The sequence below is a fragment of the Brevibacterium jeotgali genome (assembly GCF_900169175.1).
GTDB lineage: Bacteria > Actinomycetota > Actinomycetes > Actinomycetales > Brevibacteriaceae > Brevibacterium > Brevibacterium jeotgali.
In genome coordinates this window covers 209,249-230,386 of sequence record NZ_FXZM01000005.1, presented here as the reverse complement: position 1 = coordinate 230,386, position 21,138 = coordinate 209,249, and the positions used below count along the sequence as shown (strand labels likewise).

The 21,138-nt window shown below is 68.3% G+C and carries 17 protein-coding genes; 8 read left to right on the top strand and 9 right to left on the bottom strand.

Annotated features, from left to right (window positions below):
* Positions 1-32: 32 nt before the first annotated feature.
* From BJEO58_RS07090 to BJEO58_RS07080, 3 genes are all read right to left on the bottom strand, one after another.
* Positions 33-1,193 carry an acyl-CoA dehydrogenase family protein gene (locus BJEO58_RS07090; RefSeq protein ID WP_101588764.1) on the bottom strand — a complete coding sequence of 387 codons (1,161 nt, stop codon included), beginning with the start codon at positions 1,191-1,193 and terminating at the stop codon, positions 33-35.
* Positions 1,194-1,224: 31 nt separating this feature from the next.
* Positions 1,225-2,418 (bottom strand): acyl-CoA dehydrogenase family protein, encoded by a 1,194-nt coding sequence (locus BJEO58_RS07085; protein ID WP_101588763.1) that lies wholly within the window; start codon positions 2,416-2,418, stop codon positions 1,225-1,227.
* A gap of 71 nt (positions 2,419-2,489) precedes the next feature.
* A complete protein-coding gene (locus BJEO58_RS07080; protein WP_101588762.1) occupies positions 2,490-3,833 on the bottom strand; it encodes an MFS transporter in 1,344 nt (447 codons plus the stop codon).
* Positions 3,834-4,052: 219 nt separating this feature from the next.
* Here BJEO58_RS07080 and BJEO58_RS07075 point away from each other — a divergent pair, with 219 nt between their 5' ends.
* Both BJEO58_RS07075 and fbaA read left to right on the top strand, forming a co-directional pair.
* Entirely contained in the window at positions 4,053-6,035 is a 1,983-nt protein-coding gene (locus BJEO58_RS07075) for a BCCT family transporter (protein WP_101588761.1), read from the top strand.
* A gap of 83 nt (positions 6,036-6,118) precedes the next feature.
* A complete protein-coding gene (gene fbaA / locus BJEO58_RS07070) occupies positions 6,119-7,141 on the top strand; it encodes a class II fructose-bisphosphate aldolase (protein ID WP_101588760.1) in 1,023 nt (340 codons plus the stop codon).
* A 3-nt stretch (positions 7,142-7,144) separates the two neighbouring features.
* Here fbaA and BJEO58_RS07065 read toward each other — a convergent pair whose 3' ends face one another.
* Positions 7,145-7,648, bottom strand: a complete 504-nt coding sequence (locus tag BJEO58_RS07065) for an arsenate reductase/protein-tyrosine-phosphatase family protein (protein ID WP_180951859.1) — start codon at positions 7,646-7,648, stop codon at positions 7,145-7,147.
* A 128-nt stretch (positions 7,649-7,776) separates the two neighbouring features.
* Between BJEO58_RS07065 and BJEO58_RS07060 the strand changes: the two genes are divergently transcribed.
* Positions 7,777-9,063, top strand: coding sequence for an adenylosuccinate synthase (locus tag BJEO58_RS07060; RefSeq protein ID WP_101588758.1), 1,287 nt, complete (start codon positions 7,777-7,779; stop codon positions 9,061-9,063).
* Between the two features lie 102 nt (positions 9,064-9,165).
* Here the strand turns inward: BJEO58_RS07060 and purL are convergent, their stop codons facing one another.
* Positions 9,166-11,538 carry a phosphoribosylformylglycinamidine synthase subunit PurL gene (gene purL, locus BJEO58_RS07055; RefSeq protein WP_101588757.1) on the bottom strand — a complete coding sequence of 791 codons (2,373 nt, stop codon included), beginning with the start codon at positions 11,536-11,538 and terminating at the stop codon, positions 9,166-9,168.
* Positions 11,539-11,728: 190 nt separating this feature from the next.
* Here purL and BJEO58_RS07050 point away from each other — a divergent pair, with 190 nt between their 5' ends.
* Positions 11,729-12,790, top strand: coding sequence for a Glu/Leu/Phe/Val dehydrogenase dimerization domain-containing protein (locus tag BJEO58_RS07050; protein ID WP_101588756.1), 1,062 nt, complete (start codon positions 11,729-11,731; stop codon positions 12,788-12,790).
* A 10-nt stretch (positions 12,791-12,800) separates the two neighbouring features.
* On the top strand, positions 12,801-13,691 hold the full coding sequence (gene trhO / locus BJEO58_RS07045; protein WP_101588755.1) for an oxygen-dependent tRNA uridine(34) hydroxylase TrhO: 891 nt from the start codon (positions 12,801-12,803) through the stop codon (positions 13,689-13,691).
* 45 nt (positions 13,692-13,736) lie between these two features.
* Here the strand turns inward: trhO and BJEO58_RS07040 are convergent, their stop codons facing one another.
* The 4 genes from BJEO58_RS07040 to purD form a co-directional block, all read right to left on the bottom strand.
* Positions 13,737-14,882: a DUF6882 domain-containing protein gene (locus tag BJEO58_RS07040; protein ID WP_101588754.1), complete on the bottom strand. Its 1,146-nt coding sequence runs from the start codon at positions 14,880-14,882 to the stop codon at positions 13,737-13,739.
* A 119-nt stretch (positions 14,883-15,001) separates the two neighbouring features.
* Positions 15,002-15,778, bottom strand: coding sequence for a phosphoribosylformylglycinamidine synthase subunit PurQ (gene purQ, locus BJEO58_RS07035; protein ID WP_246076119.1), 777 nt, complete (start codon positions 15,776-15,778; stop codon positions 15,002-15,004).
* Positions 15,775-16,041, bottom strand: a complete 267-nt coding sequence (gene purS / locus BJEO58_RS07030) for a phosphoribosylformylglycinamidine synthase subunit PurS (RefSeq protein ID WP_101588753.1) — start codon at positions 16,039-16,041, stop codon at positions 15,775-15,777. Before purS ends, purQ begins: the two co-directional genes overlap by 4 nt.
* A 55-nt stretch (positions 16,042-16,096) precedes the next feature.
* Entirely contained in the window at positions 16,097-18,310 is a 2,214-nt protein-coding gene (gene purD / locus BJEO58_RS07025; protein WP_101588752.1) for a phosphoribosylamine--glycine ligase, read from the bottom strand.
* Positions 18,311-18,407: 97 nt separating this feature from the next.
* Here purD and BJEO58_RS07020 point away from each other — a divergent pair, with 97 nt between their 5' ends.
* The 3 genes from BJEO58_RS07020 to BJEO58_RS07010 are packed head-to-tail and all read left to right on the top strand — an operon-like array spanning position 18,408 to position 21,137.
* Positions 18,408-19,274: an ABC transporter permease gene (locus BJEO58_RS07020; RefSeq protein WP_101588751.1), complete on the top strand. Its 867-nt coding sequence runs from the start codon at positions 18,408-18,410 to the stop codon at positions 19,272-19,274.
* Positions 19,258-20,031: an ABC transporter ATP-binding protein gene (locus BJEO58_RS07015; RefSeq protein ID WP_101588750.1), complete on the top strand. Its 774-nt coding sequence runs from the start codon at positions 19,258-19,260 to the stop codon at positions 20,029-20,031. Before BJEO58_RS07020 ends, BJEO58_RS07015 begins: the two co-directional genes overlap by 17 nt.
* 44 nt (positions 20,032-20,075) lie before the next feature.
* Positions 20,076-21,137 (top strand): glycosyltransferase family 2 protein, encoded by a 1,062-nt coding sequence (locus BJEO58_RS07010; protein WP_101588814.1) that lies wholly within the window; start codon positions 20,076-20,078, stop codon positions 21,135-21,137.
* Position 21,138: the final 1 nt, after the last annotated feature.

Below are 21,138 nucleotides of genomic sequence, written 5' to 3'. Positions count from 1 at the left end.
TGGCAGCCCAGGACTTCTCAGCTCAGGACTTCTCAGCTCAGGTCTGCGGCCTCCGGCTCGATGAGCCCGCCCAGTGATGCCAGTTCCTGTGACACGGTGTCGACGTCGTCGAACGTGCGCGGGATGACGGTGAGGCGCTTGGCGTAGTGACCGATGGGGTACTCCATCGTCATGCCGATGCCGCCGTGCATCTGGATCGACTCCTGGCTGATCTCGCGCGATGCGTCATCGATGATGAGCTTCGATGCGAGCACGTCGCGGTGACGCGACTTCGAATCGCCCGCGCCCTCGTCGGCGCTCTCCTCGCCGGTGATGGCGAGCTTCGCGTACAGCGCCATCGACTTCGCGCTCTCAAGCGTCGCGTAGGCGTCGGCGGCGCGGTGCTGGAGCACCTGGTTGACACCGATCGGAGCACCGAACTGCTCACGGGTCTTGAGGTACTCCGCCGTCATGGTGAGCGAAGCCTCCATCGCCCCCACCGCTTCCGCGGCGAGCGCCGCGTTCGCGGTGTCCACGACGCGTTCGATGACCGCGCTCGCGTCGCCGGCGCCCAAGCGAGTCGCCGGAGCATCGGCGAACACGACGGATCCGGCGCGGATGCCATCGGCCTGCATGCGTCCTTCGACCGTCACGCCCTGCGCGTCCGCATCGACGAGGAACAGGCCCACGCCGCCGTCCACGGCGGCGGACACGACGAACGTGTGCGCATCCGCGGCACCGAGCACGGACGACTTCTCGCCGCTCACGGCGAAGCCGCTGCCGGAATCCGCTGCGGTGGTCGAGGGGGCAGTGAGGTCGTAGCGGCTCGTGGGCTCGTAGCCTGCGAAGGCCAGCAGCTTCTCACCCTCGATCAGGCCGGGCAGGATGTCCTGCTTCTGCTGCGGCGTGCCCGCCGCGTCGACCAGTCCGCCGCCCAGGACGACCGTCGACAGGTAGGGCTCGAGGACGAGTGCGCGTCCGAACTCCTCCATGACGACGGCGACTTCGGCGAAGCCCATGTCCGCACCGTCGTAGTCCTCGCTGAACGGCAGGCCCAACAGGCCCAGTTCGGCGAATGTCTGCCACTTCTCCTCGCTCCAGCCCTTCTCCGAGCGGAGGATCTCTTCGCGTGCGGCAGCGTCGTACTCGGTGCGCAGCAGGCGCGCCACCGTCGACTTCAGTTCGCGCTGCTCATCAGTGAGTTCAAGGTCCATCTGTGTCTCCTAATCCGATGAAGTCGATGTGTCAGAGGCCCAGGATGGCCTTGCTGATGATGCCGCGCTGGACCTCGGAGGAGCCTCCGTAGATGGTCACCTTGCGGTAGTTGAAGTAATCGCGGATCGCGTCGACCGATGCCGTGGGCAGATCCGTGAAGCCGTCCGCCGTGGCGGGCGCCTCGATGAAGTCCAGGCCCTGCGGGCCCAGCACGTCGACGAGCAGCTCGGTGATGTCCTGCTGCAGCTGCGAACCGTGCAGCTTGAGGACGGAGGACCGCGGGTCCGGCTGGTCGTTGCCCGCCACCTGCGTGGACAGGATGCGCAGCTGGGTGAATTCCAGAGCGGTGAGACGCGCCTCGAGCTTCGTGAGGCGTGCGGAGAACATCGGGTCGTCCAGGAGGGTGCCGCGCGACGTCCTCGTCATCGCCGCGTACGCCTTCGCGCGTGCGAGGTTCACCTTCGATGTGCCGATGCGGGCGATGCCGGTGCGCTCGTTGCCCAGGAGGAACTTCGCGTACGTCCAGCCCTTGTTCTCCTCGCCCACGAGGTTCTCGACGGGGACTTCGACGTTGTCGAAGAAGACCTCGTTGACCTCGACGCTGCCGTCGATGAGCTCGATCGGCCGGACCGTGACGCCGGGCGTCGTCATGTCGATGAGGAGGAACGAGATGCCGGCCTGCTTCTTCACGGTCGGGTCCGTGCGGACCAGCATGAAGATCCAGTCGCCGTACTGTCCCAGCGTCGTCCAGGTCTTCTGGCCGTTCACGATGTAGACGTCGCCCTTGCGGACAGCGGACGTCTTCAGCGACGCGAGGTCCGAACCGGCGTCCGGCTCGGAGAAGCCCTGCGACCACCAGATGTCGATGTTGGCCGTGGCCGGGAGGAAGCGCTCCTTGATCTCCTGGCTGCCGAATGCCGCGATGACGGGGCCGACCATGGAGGCGTTGAATGCGAGCGGCTGGGGGACGCATGCCAGCTGCATCTCCTCGAGCCAGATGTGACGCTGCACGGGCGTCCAGTCCTGACCGCCCCATTCGACGGGCCAGTTGGGCACGGCGTACCCGTGCTTGTTGAGGATGCGCTGGGTCGTGACGAGGTCGTCCTTGCCCATCTCCTGTCCGGTGGCGACCTTGTACCGGATCGCCTCAGGGATCTCGGTGCGGTAGAAGTCGCGCATGTGCTGAGCGAACTCCCGCTCTTCCTGATTCAGTAACTGATCCATGAACACTCCTGTGTGGGAATCGGGGCGCTCCGGCGCATGCCGGATGCCGATCGTCGGAGTGATTCTACCAATTAACTGGACGATCGTTCAGCCGACAGCGACCCGGATTGTGACCGACGCAACGTCCAGAAGAGCAGAAGGCCCGCGATCAGCACCAGCGCGATGCCCAGAGCACCTGCCCGCTGGTACCCCAGGAGCGCGATGAACGTCGCGAACATGACGGGCCCCAGGAAGCTGACCGCGCGACCCGTGGTCGCGTAGAGGCCGAAGTTCTCACCGGCCTCCTCGGGGGGCGTGATCCGTGCGAGGTAGGCGCGTGAGGAGGACTGGACCGGACCGACGAACAGGCACATGAACACCGCGGTGGTCCAGAAGACGGCGGGCGAGTCGGAGATCGCGATGGGGACGGTTCCAGCGATGAGGCAGACGAGTCCGGTGATGATGACCGCGGAGGATCCCACCCTGTCATCGATCCAGCCCGCGGCGATCGCGCCGATCCCGGCGGAGACGTTCGCCGCGACACCCAGCATGATCACCTCGGACGCGGAGAGGCCGTAGGAGCCGGCGGCCAAAACCCCGGCGAACGCGAAGATCGCCGCGAGGCCGTCGCGGAAGACCGCGGAGGCGATGAGGAAGCGCAGAGTCAGGCGGTCCTCGCGCCACATCCTGACGATGCGACGGATGAGGCGGCGGTAGTCGGCCAGGAAGAGTCGGATGCTGCTGAACAGTCCCGACTGCCCGCGCGCCGCGGCCTGGCCTGAGTCTTCGGATCCGGACGGGACGGGCGAACGAGGAGCGAAGAAGAGGACGGGCAGTGCGAAGACCGCGAACCACGCCGCGGCGAGCACCGCCACGATGCGGTAGCGCAGCCCGTCCTCGTCGACCGCGCCGAACCAGCCGACCTCCGGGTTGATGACGGTGAAGAGGAGGAGGACGAGGAGGGCCAGTCCGCCGAGGTAGCCCATGCCCCAGCCGATCCCGGAGATCCGGCCGACGGTGCTGGGGGTGGACACCGACAGGAGGATGCTGTTGTACGACACTTCGGCGAACTCGAAGAACACATTGCCGAGTGCCAGGAGGACCAGGCCCAGCCACAGGTGCCCCGGGGTGTCCCTGACGAAGAACATCGCGGCCATGCAGGCGACGACGACGAACGTGTGGAAGCCCAGCCAGAATCTGTGCCGTCCCCCCGCATCGGCGCGGGTGCCGGCAGCGGGAGCGACGAGGGCGATGACGAGCCCCGCGGCGGCTGTGGCCCAGCCCAGCGCCTGTGAACCCGCCTCCTCCGTCGCAGCGACACCCGTGGTCAGGTACGGCGCGAAGACGAACGTCACGATGACTGCGTTGAAGGAGGCGGATCCCCAGTCCCAGAGTGCCCACGAGGCAACGGCCCGACGGCCTCCAGTTCTCAGCATGGCTCCAGAGTAGTGCGCCCAGAGGGCTGACCCGACCGGAGGAGACGCGCGCACGCCGCATCCGTGAACCGGCGGTCTCCCCCGTCTTCGTGACAGTAGCCCGGATTCTTGTTTCACTGGAGCCAGTGCAGCGAACGACGACGACGCTCGAATTCGCCGCAGAGCCCACTGCCTCGGCAGTGGGGGGCGTGGTGGAGGATCGGGCCAGGGGAGGAATCCATGTCCACAGCGGACGATGACCATGTCGCGACAGGGGAGGGAGTGCCCTCCGCAGAGCCGGCGGATGCCTCGGGCCCCACTGCTGGTCCGGGAGCGTCGGCAGGCGCCGGTGCCGCCCCCACAGCAGATCCCGCGCCGGCGCCGATCTCGGACACGGACACGGATGCGGAGATCACGGAGAAGCTCAAGCACCAGGGGGTGCGGCTGGGCAGGGGGAGCATCGCTCCGGCCGTGTTCTGGCCGTCGCTGATCATCGTCCTCGCCTTCGCGCTGTTCGCCATCGTCTTCCCACAGGCTGCGGACACGGCGCTCACGGGGACGCAGAACTGGATCGTCAGCAACCTGGGCTGGTTCTACCAGATCGTCATCGCGGTCTTCATCGTCTTCGTGATCGTCATCGCGTTCTCCAGGTTCGGCAGGATCACGCTCGGCAAGGACGGCGAGAAGCCCGAGTTCGGCGTGTTCTCCTGGTTCGCCATGCTCTTCGCCGCGGGTATGGGCATCGGCCTGGTCTTCTACAGCGTCGGCGAGCCGCTGACGTTCGCGACCAGCGGACCGAAGCCCGGCTGGCCGGGCACTGAGACCACCGCGGAGGGCATCACCTCGGTCATCCCGGGGATGGAGATCGACGTGGCCCAGCTGGCCATGGCACAGACCTTCGTGCACTGGGGCCTGCATCCCTGGGCCGCCTACGCCGTCATCGGCCTGGCCCTGGCGTATGCGATCCATCGCCGGGGCCGTCCGGTCTCGATCCGCTGGGCGCTCGAGCCCCTCTTCGGGGATCGTGTCAAGGGCTGGCTCGGCGACGTGGTCGACGTCCTGGCCATCTTCGGCACACTGTTCGGCATCGCGACGTCCCTGGGACTCGGCGTGCAGCAGATCTCGTCGGGCCTGATGTCGATGGGCGTGGTCGACACGGCGAGCAACACGCTGCTGGTCATACTCGTCGTGGTCATCACCTTCCTCGCGACGGCCTCCGTCATCACCGGTCTTGGCACGGGCATCAAGTGGCTGTCCAACATCAACCTGTCGTTGGCGGGACTGCTGCTGATCTCCGTGCTGCTGCTGGGACCGACGCTCTTCCTGTTCCAGAACTTCGCGCAGTCGCTCGGCGTCTACTTCTCCGAAGTCCTCGGCATGACCCTGGACGCGGGCGCCTACACCGGCGATGCGGGAGCCGACTGGGCCGCGAGCTGGACGATCTTCTACTGGGGCTGGTGGATGGCCTGGGCGCCCTTCGTCGGCGTGTTCATCGCGCGCATCTCGCGTGGACGTACCATCCGCCAGTTCATCGCCGGCGTGCTGCTGGTGCCCACCACCGTCGGCTTCTTCTGGTTCTCGGTGATCGGGGGAGCCGGGCTGTACCGCCAGCTGTTCGGTGCCGGTGACCTGGTCGGCGAGGAGGGCGTCCTCCCCGAGGCGGCTCTCTTCGACATGCTCGGAGGCCTCCCCCTGGGCGGGATCCTGTCGGTGATCGCGATCATCCTCGTGGCGATCTTCTTCATCACCTCATCGGATTCGGGTTCGCTCGTGGTCGACATGCTGGCCTCGGGCGGACATCCGAACCCCCCGACGTGGTCCCGCGTGATGTTCGCGCTGCTCGAGGGACTGCTGGCGATCGCGCTCCTGCTGTCGGGCGGGCTGACCGCGCTGCAGGCAGGGTCGCTGATCACCGCGCTTCCCTTCAGCGTGATCCTCCTCCTGATGTGCTGGGCGACCTTCCGGAGCCTCAGTGCGGACCAGGCGCGGCGCGACGAGCTCGAACGGCGGGCGCGCTACGAGTGGTTCAGCGAGCAGCTGGCCGAGGACTTCGACGACACGCTCGGCCGCCAGGTCGATACGCGGATCGACGACCGGATCGACTACCGGCTCGCGCGCACGACGGGGCCGTTCGACCGTTCCGCACAGGATCGGCCGCCGCAGGAGGAGCACAGCGGCGAGGGCCGCGCGCGGGGGCTCCTCGCACGCTTCAAGCGGGGGTAGTCCCGCCCCGGCCGTTCGCGGTGGAGGATTCCGCGGCGGGATGGAACCATGAGGCACAACAGCCTCAGACAGAAGGAGTCGTCATGCCCATCGCCACCCCCGAGGTCTACTCCGAACTCATCGACCGTGCGAAGGCGAACGGCTTCGCGTACCCGGCGGTCAACTGCACGTCGTCGCAGACGATCAATGCGGCGATCCGGGGATTCGCGGAGGCGGAGTCCGACGGCATCATCCAGGTCTCGACGGGCGGGTCGGAGTACCTCTCCGGGCCGACCGTCAAGGACCGGGTCCGAGGTGCGATCGCCTTCGCGGTGTACGCCCACGAAGTGGCGAAGTCCTTCGATGTCAACATCGCCCTCCACACCGACCACGCGCCCAAGGACGCTGTCGAGGACTGGGTGAAGCCGCTGCTCGAGGTCTCCCGCGAACGGGTGAAGCGCGGCGAGGGGCCCCTCTTCGGCTCGCACATGTGGGACGGATCCGCCGTGCCGCTGAAGGAGAACCTCACGATCGCGGAGGAGCTGCTCGAGCTGTCGAATCAGGCGAACACGCTGCTCGAGATCGAGATCGGCGTCGTCGGCGGTGAGGAGGACGGCGTGGAGAACGAGATCAACGAGAAGCTCTACACGACCGTCGACGACGCCCGGGCGACGATCGAGGCGCTCGGCTCGGGTGAGAAGGGCCGCTATCTCACGGCTCTCACGTTCGGCAACGTGCACGGCGTGTACAAGCCGGGGCACGTGAAGCTGCGTCCTGAGCTCCTGGGCGAGATCCAGGAGACGATCGGTGCCGAGGTCGGCAGGGAGCGGCCGTTCGACCTCGTCTTCCACGGCGGGTCGGGCTCCTCCGAGCAGGACATCGCGACGGCGGTGCGCCACGGCGTGGTGAAGATGAACATCGACACGGACACGCAGTACGCGTTCACCCGCCCGGTCGTCGACCACGTCATGAAGAACTACGACGGCATCCTCAAGATCGACGGGGATGTGGGCGACAAGAAGATGTACGACCCCCGTGCATGGGGGAAGGCCGCCGAGGCCTCGATGGCGGACCGCATCGCCGAGGCGTGCCGGCACCTCGGCTCGGCCGGCAACCGCATGGCCTGAGCGTCAGCCCCGCGCCTGCTCGACAGCACGGAGCACCTCGTCGATCTCGTCGGCGGTCCGTACCGCCTCGGGGGACCCCAGACGGTACGGGTCCGCGATGTCGTCCCTGCGCGTGAGCGCGGGGCGACCATCCGCCGGAGGCAGCGCGCTCCACAGTGGGGACCTCGGCGCTGTCCCCAGATCCTGCGCGTACGCCCTCATGACGAAGGTCCGGTCGGCGAGGTCGGGCCATGCATCCAGGACGAATGCGCGGTGCTCGCGCGTCGCGCAGAGGATCAGCCGGGACTCGCGTGCGATCGGCTCCGTCAGCTGCCGTGCGCTGAACCCGTCCGCCGTGCCGCCGCGCTCGATGAGCACCTCTGCCAGGTTCTCATCCACGCCCCACCCGCGCATCGCGTGAGTGCCGGCGCTGGCGATGGCCGACCCGGGGAACAGCTGCCGCGCGCGGCGCTCAGCATAGGCGGATCGGCAGATGTTCCCGGTGCAGAGGAAGAGGACGTCGACCATGCCGCTGATCATAACGACCGTCCTCGACCAGGTGAACAGAGCGTGTCTGCAGGGACGATGCGTTCCGCGGCGGCCTGCGAGCGGTAGGCTTGGCCCGCATAGTCCGTCTTCCGCGTGAGGTGATCGCAGTGCCAGCATTAGTCGTCGTCGGCGCCCAGTGGGGCGATGAGGGCAAGGGGAAGACGACGGACATCCTCGGCACCCGAGTCGACTACGTCGTCAAGCCGAACGGCGGCAACAACGCCGGACACACCGTCGTCGTCGGCGGTGAGAAGTACGAGCTGAAGCTCCTTCCCGCCGGCATCCTGTCTCCCAACGTCACACCGGTGATCGGCAACGGCGTCGTCGTCAACCTCGAGGCGCTGTTCGAAGAGATCGACATGCTCGAGTCCCGCGGAGCCGACACGTCGAAGCTGCGCGTGTCTGCGGATGCGCACCTCGTGGCTCCCTACCACCAGGTGATCGACAAGGTCACCGAGCGCTTCCTGGGGAAGCGCGCCATCGGGACGACGGGCCGGGGGATCGGCCCGACGTACTCGGACAAGGCCGGTCGTCTGGGCATCCGCGTCCAGGACCTCTTCGACGAGTCGATCCTCCGCCAGAAGGTCGAGGGTGCGCTGCGGCAGAAGAACGAGCTGCTCGTGAAGGTCTACAACCGTCGGGCGATCCTCACCGATGAGACCGTCGACTACTTCCTGTCGTTCGCGGACCGCCTGCAGCCGTACGTCACGGACACCTCCCGTCTGGTGAACGAGGCGCTGGACCGTGACGAGCTGGTCGTCATGGAGGGCGGCCAGGCGACCATGCTCGACGTGGACCACGGGACGTACCCCTTCGTGACGTCGTCGAACCCCACGGCGGGCGGAGCATGTGTGGGGGCCGGGATCGGTCCGACGCGGATCAACCGCGTCGTCGGCATCGTCAAGGCGTACACCACCCGTGTGGGTGCAGGACCGTTCCCCACAGAGCTCTTCGACGCGATGGGCGAGCACCTGCAGACGAAGGGCGGAGAGTTCGGCGTCAACACGGGTCGTCCGCGCCGGTGCGGCTGGTACGACGCGGTCGTCGCCCGCTACGCGGCACGCGTGAACGGCTTCACCGACTACGTGCTCACGAAGCTCGACGTCCTGTCCGAGCTCGAGACCATCCCGGTGTGCGTCGCGTACGACGTCGACGGCGTACGCGAGGACGAGATGCCGATGACGCAGACCGGCTTCCACCACGCGAAGCCGATCTTCGAACACTTCGACGGGTGGCAGTCGGACATCACCGGGGCCAGGACCTTCGAGGACCTGCCTCCGAACGCTCAGGCATACGTCGAGGCGCTCGAGCGCCTGTCAGGCTGCCGGATCTCCGTGATCGGCGTCGGCCCCGATCGTGAGCAGTCGATCGTGCGCCACGACCTCATCGACTGACGAAGACCACCGCGGGCTTCGGACCCGCGGCAGCGCACCGCATCAGTGGATGAGTGAAGCCCCCGGCATCTGCCGGGGGCTTCGCCGCTGAGTCCGAGGACGTCAGCCGAAGTGGCGGGGGAGGGCCGCGCCGTGTGCGGCAGACAGCTCGTCCAGCGTCAGCGTGAAGTGGTCGACGAACTCGAGTGCGTTCGGGTGCGACTCATCGCCCGTGTCGGTCATGCCGATCCGCACGAACGGGAAGCGGCGAGCCGTGCACATGTCGGAGAAGCGCACCTCTTCGCTGCGGGGCACCGCGACGATCGCACGCGCCGTCGATTCGGAGAACAGCGCCGTGAAGAGGTCGATCCCGTCGCGCTCGAGCAGCTCCGTGAGCCAGACCCGCGCACCTGCGCCCCACCGCAGCGAGGACTCCACGAGCGCCTGGGCGAGACCGCCCTCGGACAGGTCGTGCGCGGCATCGATCATGCCGTCGCGCGATGCGTTGATGAGGATCTCCGCGAGGCCGCGCTCCGCGGACGGTCGGTACTGCGGCGGAACCCCTCCCAGATGGCTGTGGACCACGTCCGCCCATGCGGACCCGTCCAGCTCATCCTCCGTGGTGCCCAGCAGGTAGATCGTCTGGCCGGGCAGGCGCCAGCCGCTGGGGGTGGCCCGTCCGACGTCGTCGAACACACCGAGCACGCCCACGACCGGGGTCGGGTGGATGGCGGTGGATCCCGTCTGGTTGTACATGGAGACATTGCCGCCGGTGACGGGGATGCCGAAGTCCACACATGCCGAGGACAGGCCGTCCACGGTCTGCCCGAACTGCCACATGATCGCCGGGTCCTCGGGGGAACCGAAGTTGAGGCAGTCGGTCACGGCCAGGGGTCGGGCGCCGGAGGTCGCGACGTTCCTGTAGGCCTCCGACAGGGCGAGCTTGGCGCCCTCCGAGGGACTGAGGAAGCTGTACCGGCCGTTCGCATCCGTGGCCAGGGCGATCCCGCGCCCCGTCTGCTCGTCCACGCGGATCACTCCTGCGTCGTCCGGGAACGACAGGGCCGTGTTGCCCTGCACATACCGGTCGTACTGCTGCGTGATCCATTCCTTCGAGGCCAGGTTGGGGGAGCCGATCAGGGTGAGCAGCGTGTCGCGGACCTCCTGGTCGGTCTGAGGCTTGGCGAGCCCCGCGGCGGACACCGTGTCCTGACGCGTCGCGTCGGTCCACGAGGGGACCTCCATCGGACGGTCGTAGACGGGGCCGTCGTGGGCGACGGAGCGCGGCGGCACGTCGACGATGACGTCGCCGTGCCATTCGATGACCAGGCGCTCGGTGTCGGTCACCTCGCCCAGCACGCTCGCCTCGACCTCCCACTTGCCGGTGATCGCGAGGAACTCCTCGAGCCGGTCCGGGCGGACGACGGCCATCATCCGCTCCTGGGACTCCGACATGAGGATCTCTTCGGGAGTGAGCGTCGGATCGCGGAGGAGGACGTCCTCGAGGGTGATGTGCATGCCGCCGTCGCCGTTCGATGCGAGTTCGGACGTCGCACAGCTGATCCCGGCGGCGCCGAGGTCCTGGATGCCTTCGACGGTGCCCGCGCGGAAGAGCTCGAGGCAGCACTCGATGAGCACCTTCTCCGCGAAGGGATCGCCCACCTGGACCGCGGGGCGCTTGGAGGGCTTCGTGTCGTCGAACGACTCAGAGGCGAGGATCGACGCGCCGCCGATCCCGTCGCCGCCCGTGCGGGCGCCGAAGAGGACGACCTTGTTGCCGGTGCCGGACGCGTTGGCCAGGCGGATGTCCTCGTGGCGGAGGACTCCCACAGCCAGAGCATTGACGAGCGGGTTGCCCTGGTAGCTGGCGTCGAAGACTGTCTCGCCGCCGATGTTCGGCAGGCCGAGGCTGTTGCCGTACCCGCTGATGCCGCCGACGACGCCGGGGAGGACACGGGCGGTGTCCGGGTGGTCGATCTCGCCGAAGCGCAGCTGGTCCATGACGGCCACGGGACGTGCGCCCATGGAGATGATGTCGCGCACGATGCCGCCGACGCCGGTCGCAGCGCCCTGGTAGGGCTCGACATAGCTGGGGCTGTTGTGGCTCTCCACCTTGAAGGTGACGGCCCAGCCGTCGCCGATGTCGACGACGCCCGCGTTCTCGCCGATCCCGACCAGCAGGTCCTTCTTCATGTCGTCGGTGACGTTCTCGCCGAACTTGCGGAGGTGGACCTTCGAGGACTTGTAGGAGCAGTGCTCGGACCACATGACGGAGTACATCGCGAGTTCCGCCGACGTCGGGCGGCGCCCGAGCACCTCGCGGATCCTCTGGTACTCATCGCTCTTCAGTCCCAGCTCCGCGTACGGCTGGTCGACATCCGGATTCTGTGCGGCGAATCCGACGGTCTCCTTGACCCTCTTGTCCGAGTCGTCCGAAGCGGGAGCCGCTGTTCGTGCCGGTGCGGAATCCGCCGGGGTCGAGTGGGTGTGGGTCATGATCCTCGGGAGATCCTTTCGTGAAGACTGCGCCGGTGTCATCCTACCGCCGCCTCGCGTGCACCGATCGCCCGCCTGCGGGGTACGGTCAGACCCTCCTGCGGGGTACGGTCAGAGCAGGCGGTCGCCTGCGATCCGGGCCCGCCGACTGTCGGATGCTGTTACCCGGTCACGAACCGAAGGAGCCTTCGTGAATCTCTTCGATCATCCAGAATTCGACCACCACGAGCAGGTCGTCTTCTGCCACGATCCCGGCACCGGTCTGCGAGCGATCATCGCTGTGCACGACCGCTCGCTGGGACCTGCCGCCGGCGGGTGCCGGATGCACCCGTACGCCACTGAGGAGGAGGCGCTCACCGATGTGCTGCGACTCTCCCGCGGCATGAGCTATAAGAACGCCGTCGCCGGCCTGCCGCTGGGCGGAGGCAAGTGCGTGATCATCGCGGATCCCGCCCGACCGGACAAGGCCGATGTGCTCCGTGCGTTCTCCCGGCACGTCCAGTCGCTCGGCGGCCGCTACTGGACGGCGATCGACGTGGGTGTGGGACCGGTGGACGCCGACGTCCTCGCGGAGGAGTGCGACTTCGTCTTCGCCCGTGCCAGCCAGTTCCCGCCCGGCGTCAGTGCGAGCACCTTCACCGCGCTCGGGGCCTTCACCTCCATGCGCGCGGGCATCGCCCACGTGTGGGGTCGTGGTGACCGGGAGGCCAGTGACCTGCAGGGCATGCGGGTCGCGGTACAGGGCCTCGGCGGCACCGGTCGCGAACTCTGCCGACTCCTCCACGAGGCAGGGGCCCAGCTCGTCGTCGCCGACGTGGCACAGGCCGCAGTCGACTCCGTCGTCGCGGAGTTCGGCGCCGAGGCGGTGGCACCGGATCGCATCCACGCCGCCGACGTCGACGTGTTCGCACCGTGCGCTCTGGGCGGCGTCGTGAACGACGACACGATCGAGGAGATCTCCGCGAAGCTCGTGAGCGGGGTCGCGAACAACCAGCTCGCGACCCCGGCGCACGGACGCCGTCTGCTGGAGAAGGGCATCACCTTCGTCCCCGACTTCGTCGCGAATGCCGGCGGCATGATGGCTGCGGGCGTCTCGATCTACTCCGAACCCTCGATCGAATCGGCGCGCGCGACCGTGCTCTCGCTCTTCGACTCGATCACCGAGGTGCTCACCGAAGCTGATCGCGAAGGTCTGCCGACCGCGGAGGTGGCCGAGCGGATCGGGCGCGACCGGATGGCGGCGGCGCTCTAGAATACTGCCCATGTCCGTTGCCAAGATCGTCCTCTTCTACGTCTTCACACCGCTGTCCGATCCCGAGGCCGTGCGCCTGTGGCAGCACGCGCTCGCGGAGCGCCACGGGCTCACCGGTCGGGTCATCGTGTCCTCGCAGGGGATCAACGCCACGCTGGGCGGTGACGTCGCGGACCTCAAGCAGCACGTGAAGGTGACGAAGTCCTACGCGCCGTTCCACGGAGCGGACTTCAAGTGGTCGACGGGGACGGGCGACGACTTCCCGCGTCTCAGTGTGAAGGTGCGGGACGAGCTCGTGACCTTCAACGCACCGGACGACATCGTCGTCACGGACCAGGGTGTGCAGGGCGGCGGGCAGCACCTCAAGCCCGGTGCGCTCCACAGGCTCGTCGACGCCCGGGGCGACGACGTCGTCTTCTTCGACGGGCGCAATGCCATGGAGGCGGAGATCGGCCGCTTCCGCGACGCGGTCGTTCCGCAGACGGACACCACCCGGGACTTCCTGGCGGAACTGGATTCCGGGAAGTACGACCACCTGAAGGACAGGGCGGTCGTCACGTACTGCACCGGAGGGATCCGCTGCGAGGTGCTGAGCGTGCTCATGAAGAACCGCGGCTTCACGGAGGTCTACCAGCTGGACGGAGGGATCGTCCGCTACGGCGAATCGTTCGGCGACGCAGGCCTGTGGGACGGCTCGCTGTACGTCTTCGACAACCGGATGCACATGGAGTTCGGGGAGGGAGTGGAGTCGCTCGGCACCTGCGTGGAGTGCGGTGTGAGCACTCCACTCTTCGTGAACTGCGCGAACGAGGTGTGCCGTGCCCAGTTCCTGCGGTGCGAGGAGTGCACCGCCGCCGGCCGGCATCCGAGCTGCGGGGCCTGCGAGCCGGCGACGGTCTGACGGGCGAGGACCCGACGGTCCAGCGTCCGTCGGGCCAGCCGTCGCTCAGCGGCCGAACAGGCGGCGCAACAGTCCCTTCTTCTCCTTCTGCGGACGCTCCTCCTGCGGTGCCTCAGTCTCTGCCGGCGACTCGGTCTCTGCCGATGCCGGTGCCTCAGCCTCTGCCGGTGCCTCGGTCTCCGGGGGAGTCTCAGTCTCAGAGGGGGCCTCGGCGGAGGGCTCGTGCGGCTCGTCCGCCGCAGGAGTCGGCTGCTGTTCGGCCTGGGGACGCGCCTCCGCTGCCGGAGTCTCCGCAGCGACCGGTGCGGGCTGCTCTGCAGCCGGATGCTCTGCTGGAACCGGCGCGGGCGCCGGAGCGGGCGGCTCCTCTGGCGCGGCGCTCGTGACCGGCTCCCTCTGCGCGGGGGCGGACTCGACCGGAGCGGGGAGCCCTGCAGCGGCTCCACCGAAGACTGCGGTGCCCGTCACCGCACCGATCTGCGCGAACTGCTCGGCCGCCTCGCCCTCGAGGGTCTGATTCGCCTGGCAGGACGAGATGCGCTCCTGCTCGTCGAACGTGACGTCCGCAGACCCGTCGGCGCAGAGGATCCGCACGCCGCCGTCCGGCAACGGTGCGGTCCGCAGACCGCGCAGCGTCGCGTAGGATGCGAGCGCGATCCGGTGGTCGGAGACCTCCAGCCCCGTGATGCCGGAGGCCAGAGCGCGGACGACCGGCTTGAGCTCGGGTTCTCCGAGAGTGAGGCGCTCGTCGTCGATGAGCACCCACACGGTCGTGCCCCCGCCCGCTGCGACGGGGTAGTGCGCCCACGCGCCGGTGATCGCCTTCGACGCGAGCGTGAGGGCGAGGGGGAGGTTCTCCGGATCGAGGGGCAGCTCCGCGTCGCTGAGCTCCGCGATCCCGCGTGCGGAGCCGTGCTCGCGCACACGTGCGGACAGGGCGACGACCTGCTCCGGGAACTCGTTGATGTTGTCCCAGGCCCAGTGCCACGTCTTCTCGGCCTGTCGGCTCACGGACGAGCCCATCATGTGGGGCCGGAAGCTGATCGTCTGGTCGCCGGTGAACCGCAGCGTCGGAGCAGAGGAGAAGTCCACCTCGAACTCTCGTTCCGCGATGACGGAGCCGAAGCTCTGCTGGACCTCTGCGGAGAGGAACGCGGCACGGTCGACCAGGCTCTGGAGGGAATCGCTCATGGCCTCCACCCTAGTGGAGGCAGACCGTCCGTCCGCGGGCCGGCGACGGTCCGGAGGTCGGTCCGGAGGTCGGTCCGGAGGTCGGGCCGGACCCGGCCGGCGGCACGGTGGACCGCAGGTCAGACGAGGAGGCTTCGGAGCACGGAGGTGAAGAACCCCTGCCCGTCGACCCCCGCCCGCATGCCGTCTGCGGAATCAGTGCCGAAGCCCGCTTCCACCGCATGCTCCGGGTGGGGCATGAGGCCCACGACGTTGCCCGCCGCATTCGTGATGCCGGCGATGTCCCGCTGCGAACCGTTCGGATTCAGCCCGCTGTAGCGGGCCACGACGCGACCTTCGCCTTCGAGCTCGTCGAGTGTCGGCGGATCCGCGACGAATCCGCCCTCGCCGTTCTTCAGCGGGATGGTGATCGTCTCACCGCTCGTGTAGTCGCGCGTCCACGCCGTGTCGACGTTCTCCATGGCGAGGTCCTGATCGCGACAGATGAAGTGCTGGTGGTCGTTGCGGATGAGTGCGCCGGGCAGCAGGTGCGACTCGCACAGGACCTGGAAGCCGTTGCAGATGCCGAGGACGGGCATGCCGCCCTTCGCCGCGTCGACGACCGCCGTCATGAGCGGAGCGAAGCGGGCGATCGCGCCGCACCGCAGATAGTCGCCGTACGAGAAGCCGCCGGGGAGGATGACCGCGTCGACGTCGGACAGGGATTCGTCGCCGTGCCACAGCGAGACCGCCCGGGCACCGGACAGCGTGACTGCTCGCTGAGCATCCCGCTCGTCGAGCGATCCCGGGAACTGCACGACGCCCACGCGCAGGGCGTCCGCGCCGGGGATCGCACCGTCGTCACTGCGCTCGCCGATCAGGGGTGTCGCCGTCGCCATCGCGGTGCGGCTGCTCATCGGGAGACCTCCGCGTCATCCGCTTCGCGCACGGAGACGACGTCCTCGATGACGGGGTTGGACAGCAGCGAGGTCGCCGCTTCACGCGCCTTCGCCAGCGCGTCGGCGGTCACCTCGCCCTCGATGCTCAGGTGGAAGAGCTTGCCCTGACGGACACCGGAGAAGCCGGAGAGGCCCAGCCGCTCCAGTCCGGTGCCGATCGCCTTGCCCTGAGGGTCGAGGATCTCTGGCTTGGGCATGACTTCGACGACGATGCGACCCATGCGCGCGTACTCCTTATGCGGTGGAAGAAGAGTGTGGACTCAGTCTAGTCCGTCGTCACCCGGGGAACTGCTGGCCCGTGAGGCGTACGAACGCGTCGATGTAGCGCTGGCGGGTGCGCGCGACGACGTCGGCGGGAAGAGGCGGGGGAGGAGTGTCTGCCGACCGGTCCCACCCGGAGGCGTCCGACGTGAGCCAGTCCCGGACGAACTGCTTGTCGAAGCTGTCCTGCGGCTGACCCGGCGCGAAGGACTCCGCGTCCCAGAACCGGGACGAATCCGGTGTGAGGGCCTCGTCCCCGAGCACGACGGCGCCGTTCGCATCGCGGCCGAACTCGAACTTCGTGTCCGCGAGCACGATCCCCTTCTCCGCGGCGATCGTGCGTGCTCGCTCGTACACCTCGAGTGTGAGATCGCGCAGGATGGCGGCGTCCACTGCTCCCAGGATCTCCACGGTCCGGTCGAAGTCGATGTTCTCGTCGTGCTCGCCGACGGCGGCCTTCGTCGCGGGTGTGTAGATCGCGGGCTCGAGCGGGCTCGATTCCCCGAGACCCTCCGGCAGCACGTTCCCGCCCACGGTGCCCGCAGTGCGGTAGTCGGCCAGGCCGGATCCCGTGAGGTGGCCGCGGGCCACGCATTCGACGGGGAACATGTCCAGGCGCGTGCAGATCATCGCGCGTCCTGCGACTTCGGTGGGCACGTCGAGACTCACGACGTGATTGCCCACGAGGTCGGCGAGCTGATCGAACCACCACAGGGTCAGTCCGGTGAGGACCCTGCCCTTGTCGGGGATCTCCGTGGGCAGCACCCAGTCATAGGCACTGATGCGATCCGAGGCGACCATGAGGATCTCGTCCGCTGACTCCGGCGACCGGACCCCTTCACGGACGTAGAGGTCGCGCACCTTGCCGGAGTATGCGTGCGTCCAGCCGGGGACGACGGGCGCTGTGGGCCGGGAGCCGGCTGCGACCTCGGCGGGGGCCGCACCGGTGGAGGCTGCGGGGACGGTGATCGCGCCCTGCTCCGCCAGGAGTGCGATGTCCGTGCGCTTCTGCACGCCCTCCCACTCGATCAGGTCGGCTGCGTCGTAGGCGCGAGCGCGAGCCGCGGCGATCCCGTCGCCCAGCCCGACGACGGACAGGACGCGTCCGCCCGAGGTGACGAACTCCCCCTGCTCGCCCAGTGCGGTCCCGGCATGGAGGACGTCGACGCCGTCCAGCGCGAGAGCCTCCTCCAGGCCGGCGATGGGGTCGCCCGTGCGCGGGGCGCCCGGGTAGTCCTGTGCGGCGAGGACGACGGTGATCGCAGTGCGCTCGTCCCATTCCAGAGGAGGATGCTGCGCGAGCGTCCCCTGTGCTGCGGCGAGCAGCAGACCGGCCAGCGGGGTGCGCAGGCGGGCGAGCACGGACTGCGTCTCCGGATCTCCGAACCGCACGTTGAACTCGATGACGCGGGTGCCGTGCGACGTGAGCGCCAGGCCGCAGTACAGAAGACCCACGAAGGGGCTTCCGCGGCGAGCCATCTCGTCGACCACCGGCTGCGCGACGCGGGCGACGATGTCGTCCACCATCCCCTCCGGAGCCCACGGCAGCGGCGAGTACGCGCCCATGCCGCCCGTGTTGGGGCCGGTGTCGCCGTCGCCGATCCGCTTGAAGTCCTGCGCGGGCGACAGGGGGACGGCGGTGGTGCCGTCGCAGACGACGAAGAGGGAGACCTCTGGTCCGTCCAGGTAGTCCTCGATGACGACGCGGTCCGCGACTGCGAGGCAGCTCTCCGCATGGGACAGCGCGGCGGCGCGGTCGTCCGTGACGACGACGCCCTTGCCCGCTGCCAGCCCGTCCGCCTTGACGACGTGCGGGGCGCCGAACCGGTCGAGCGCCTGAGCGGCCTCGGCCGAGGTCGTGGCCGTCACCGCCTGCGCGGTCGGTACGCCGGAGGCATCCATGACCTCCTTCGCGTAGGTCTTGGACCCCTCGAGCGTCGCGGCCTCCTGCCCGGGGCCGAACACGGGGAACGAGGCTTCCCGCAGGGCGTCCGCGACTCCGGCGACCAGAGGCGCTTCGGGGCCGACCACCACGAGGTCGGCGTCCAGCTCCTGGGCCAGGCCCACGGCCGCAGCGGGATCCGTCTGGTCGAGCGGACGTGTGTCGCAGAGGAGGTCGATCCCAGGATTTCCCGGGGCGGCGATGACCGCCTCGACCTGAGGATCGCGGGAGAGTGCGGAGACGAGTGCGTGTTCCCGGGCGCCGGGACCGATGACGAGTACCTTCACGCCACCCAGAGTAGTCGGTGGGACGCGTCCGTGAGGTCGCCCAGGGTTCGAGGGCTAGAATCGCGGTGTCCGTTCCCTGATGAGAGCAACCCACTCGATGAGCAACAGTTCCGAACTGGCGGAGAAGGCGGAGAGATTCGGCCTCGCCCGCGTCGGTGCCAGACCGTCCCTCCCGTCGTACCTCAAGCAGGTCTGGGAGCGCCGGGACTTCACGCTGTCCCTGGCTCGCTACCGGATGCAGAGCGAGAACGAGCGCAACCGCCTCGGCATGGCCTGGGTCCTGCTGAGGCCCAGCTTCCAGGCGCTCGTCTACGGGACCGTGTTCGGCTTCATCATCACCGGGAGCAGCAGGCCGGACAACTTCGTGTCGTTCCTCGTCATCGGCGTGTTCTCGCTGGAGTTCTTCAACTCCTCGATGAACGGCGGCGCGAAGGCGATCATCTCCAACGCGAGTCTGGTGCAGTCCCTGCCCTTCCCGCGGATGGTGCTGCCGGTGGCGAAGGTCATGCAGAACCTCATGAACTTCATGCCGACCCTGGGGCTGATGTTCCTGCTCGCGATCGTCTTCGGTGCACGTCCCGACTGGTCGTGGTTCCTCTTCATCCCGCTGGTCGCGCTCTTCACGATCTTCAACCTGGGTGTCGCGCTCATCTTCTCGCGGCTCACGGTCCACTTCCGCGACCTCAGCCAGCTCATCCCGTTCGTGTCCAGGATGATCTTCTACACGTCCGGGGTCTTCTTCGACCCCAGCCGGCTGCTGGACGGACGGCCGCCGATCTTCGCGGCGATCTACGACTGGCACCCGCTGCACAACGTCCTGTCGATCTCTCGCGGGATCCTGCTCGAGGACCACGCACTGCCCGTCGAGTACTGGTTCAACTTCAGCGTGTGGGCGGTCGTCATGGTGTCCGTCGGCACGGTCTTCTTCTGGAAGGCGGAGGAGCGCTATGGCCGAGACAACTGACGCAGGCGCGCTGGACGGCGAAGCGGCGGAGGATCCCGTCGTCATCTGCGACGACGTCCACGTCGAGTACCGCACGCTGGCGACCGGCAAGAAGGCGACGCCGGGGAGCTCCGCCGGGCTGCTGAGCCGCGGTCGTTCGCTGCAGACGGTGCACGCGCTCAAGGGGATCTCCTTCACGGCGCACGCCAACGAATCCATCGGCATCATCGGGACCAACGGGTCTGGCAAATCGACCCTCATGCGGACGATCACCGGGCTCACACCAGCCACGGGCGGAGCCGTGTACGCGAAGAGCCGCCCGAACCTCCTGGGTATCGGCGCGGCGCTGCTGAGCGACCTGTCGGGCAGCCGGAACATCATCCTGGGCGGCCAGGCGCTGGGAATGAGCCGCCAGGAGATCGAGGAGAAGTATGACGACATCGTCGAGTTCACGGGGCTGCGGGACTTCATCGACATGCCGATGCGCACCTACTCGTCCGGCATGACCGCCCGCCTCAAGTTCGGGATCGCGACGGCGAAGCACCACGAGATCCTCATCGTGGACGAAGCGCTGAGCGTGGGCGACCGTGAGTTCCGCAAGCGCTCCGAGCAGCGCATCCGGAACATCCGCGAATCCGCCGGCACCGTCTTCCTCGTGTCGCACTCGATGCGCTCGATCCGCGACACGTGCAACCGCACGATCTGGATCGAGAAGGGCGTTCTGCGCGCAGACGGCGCGACGGCCGACGTCGTCAAGGAATACGAGAAGCACAAGTGAGCAGCACGCGCAGGGTGCGCAGCGCACGGCGCGGAGCGGGAAGCGTGCTCGCGCCGACGGAGCTGCCTCCCCTGGACGCACTGCCCGGCGTGTCCTACATCATGCCCATCCTCAACGAGGCGGACCACGTCGAGGAGGCGGTGTCGACGATCCTCGCCCAGGACTACCCGGGGCAGAAGGAGATCGTGGTCGCGCTGGGGCCGTCGACCGACGGGACCACGGAGGTCGTCCGCCGGATGGCCGCGGCGGACCCTCGGATCATCACGGTCGACAACCCCGCCGGTGACACCCCGATCGGTCTGAATCTGGCTGTCGCGCGAACGACGCACGCCGTCGTCATCCGCGTCGACGCGCATTCGGAGCTCACCGCGGACTACACCGCCCGCGGCGTGGCCGTCCTGCGCGAGACACGCGCCGCGAACGCGGGAGGCCTCATGCGGGCCCGAGGCCGCACCGCCTTCCAGCGGGCCGTCGCGCGGGCGTACATGTCGCGGATCGGACTGGGCGGCCCGGCCTATCACGCGGGTGACGAGGCCCAGGAGGCGGAGTCCGCGTACCTGGGAGTCTTCCGCCGCGAGGTGTTCGACGCACTGGACGGCTTCGATGAGACGCTGCGCCGCGGACAGGACTGGGAGCTCAACCTCCGCCTCCGCGAAGCCGGCGGCCTCGTGTGGTTCGCCCCAGAGCTGCAGGTCACCTACTGGCCGCGGGCCACCTGGTCGAACCTCGTGAAGCAGTTCTACGCCACCGGGGTGTGGCGAGCGGAGATCGTCCGTCGGTACGGAGCGCGGAACTCCGCGAGATACTTCGCGCCGCCCCTGCTGGTGCTGGGCGTGACCGCCTCGCTCGTCGAGGCGGTGCTGCAGCTGACGGGTTCGACGCGGAGCTGGCCACGATTCGTGCGGGGCTTCACGTCGTTGGTGCACGTGCCCAGCGCCGCCTATGCGGCGGGGATCGTCACGGCGGTGTGGCGAGCCGACGACGCGGGGATCCGCGAGCGACTGTGGTTCGGCCTGGTGCTCCCGTCCATGCACGTGAGCTGGGGAGCCGGGTTCCTGCGGGGACTGGCGACGGGCGCAGCATCCAACAGGGACAGGAGCAGGTGAA

Coding starts and splice junctions, on each gene's coding strand:
- BJEO58_RS07090 (WP_101588764.1), bottom strand. CDS start 1,193: ATGGACCTTGAACTCACTGATGAGCAGCGCGAACTGAAGTCGACGGTG.
- BJEO58_RS07085 (WP_101588763.1), bottom strand. CDS start 2,418: ATGGATCAGTTACTGAATCAGGAAGAGCGGGAGTTCGCTCAGCACATG.
- BJEO58_RS07080 (WP_101588762.1), bottom strand. CDS start 3,833: ATGCTGAGAACTGGAGGCCGTCGGGCCGTTGCCTCGTGGGCACTCTGG.
- BJEO58_RS07075 (WP_101588761.1), top strand. CDS start 4,053: ATGTCCACAGCGGACGATGACCATGTCGCGACAGGGGAGGGAGTGCCC.
- fbaA (WP_101588760.1), top strand. CDS start 6,119: ATGCCCATCGCCACCCCCGAGGTCTACTCCGAACTCATCGACCGTGCG.
- BJEO58_RS07065 (WP_180951859.1), bottom strand. CDS start 7,648: ATGGTCGACGTCCTCTTCCTCTGCACCGGGAACATCTGCCGATCCGCC.
- purL (WP_101588757.1), bottom strand. CDS start 11,538: ATGACCCACACCCACTCGACCCCGGCGGATTCCGCACCGGCACGAACA.
- trhO (WP_101588755.1), top strand. CDS start 12,801: ATGTCCGTTGCCAAGATCGTCCTCTTCTACGTCTTCACACCGCTGTCC.
- BJEO58_RS07040 (WP_101588754.1), bottom strand. CDS start 14,882: ATGAGCGATTCCCTCCAGAGCCTGGTCGACCGTGCCGCGTTCCTCTCC.
- purQ (WP_246076119.1), bottom strand. CDS start 15,778: ATGAGCAGCCGCACCGCGATGGCGACGGCGACACCCCTGATCGGCGAG.
- purS (WP_101588753.1), bottom strand. CDS start 16,041: ATGGGTCGCATCGTCGTCGAAGTCATGCCCAAGCCAGAGATCCTCGAC.
- BJEO58_RS07020 (WP_101588751.1), top strand. CDS start 18,408: ATGAGCAACAGTTCCGAACTGGCGGAGAAGGCGGAGAGATTCGGCCTC.
- BJEO58_RS07015 (WP_101588750.1), top strand. CDS start 19,258: ATGGCCGAGACAACTGACGCAGGCGCGCTGGACGGCGAAGCGGCGGAG.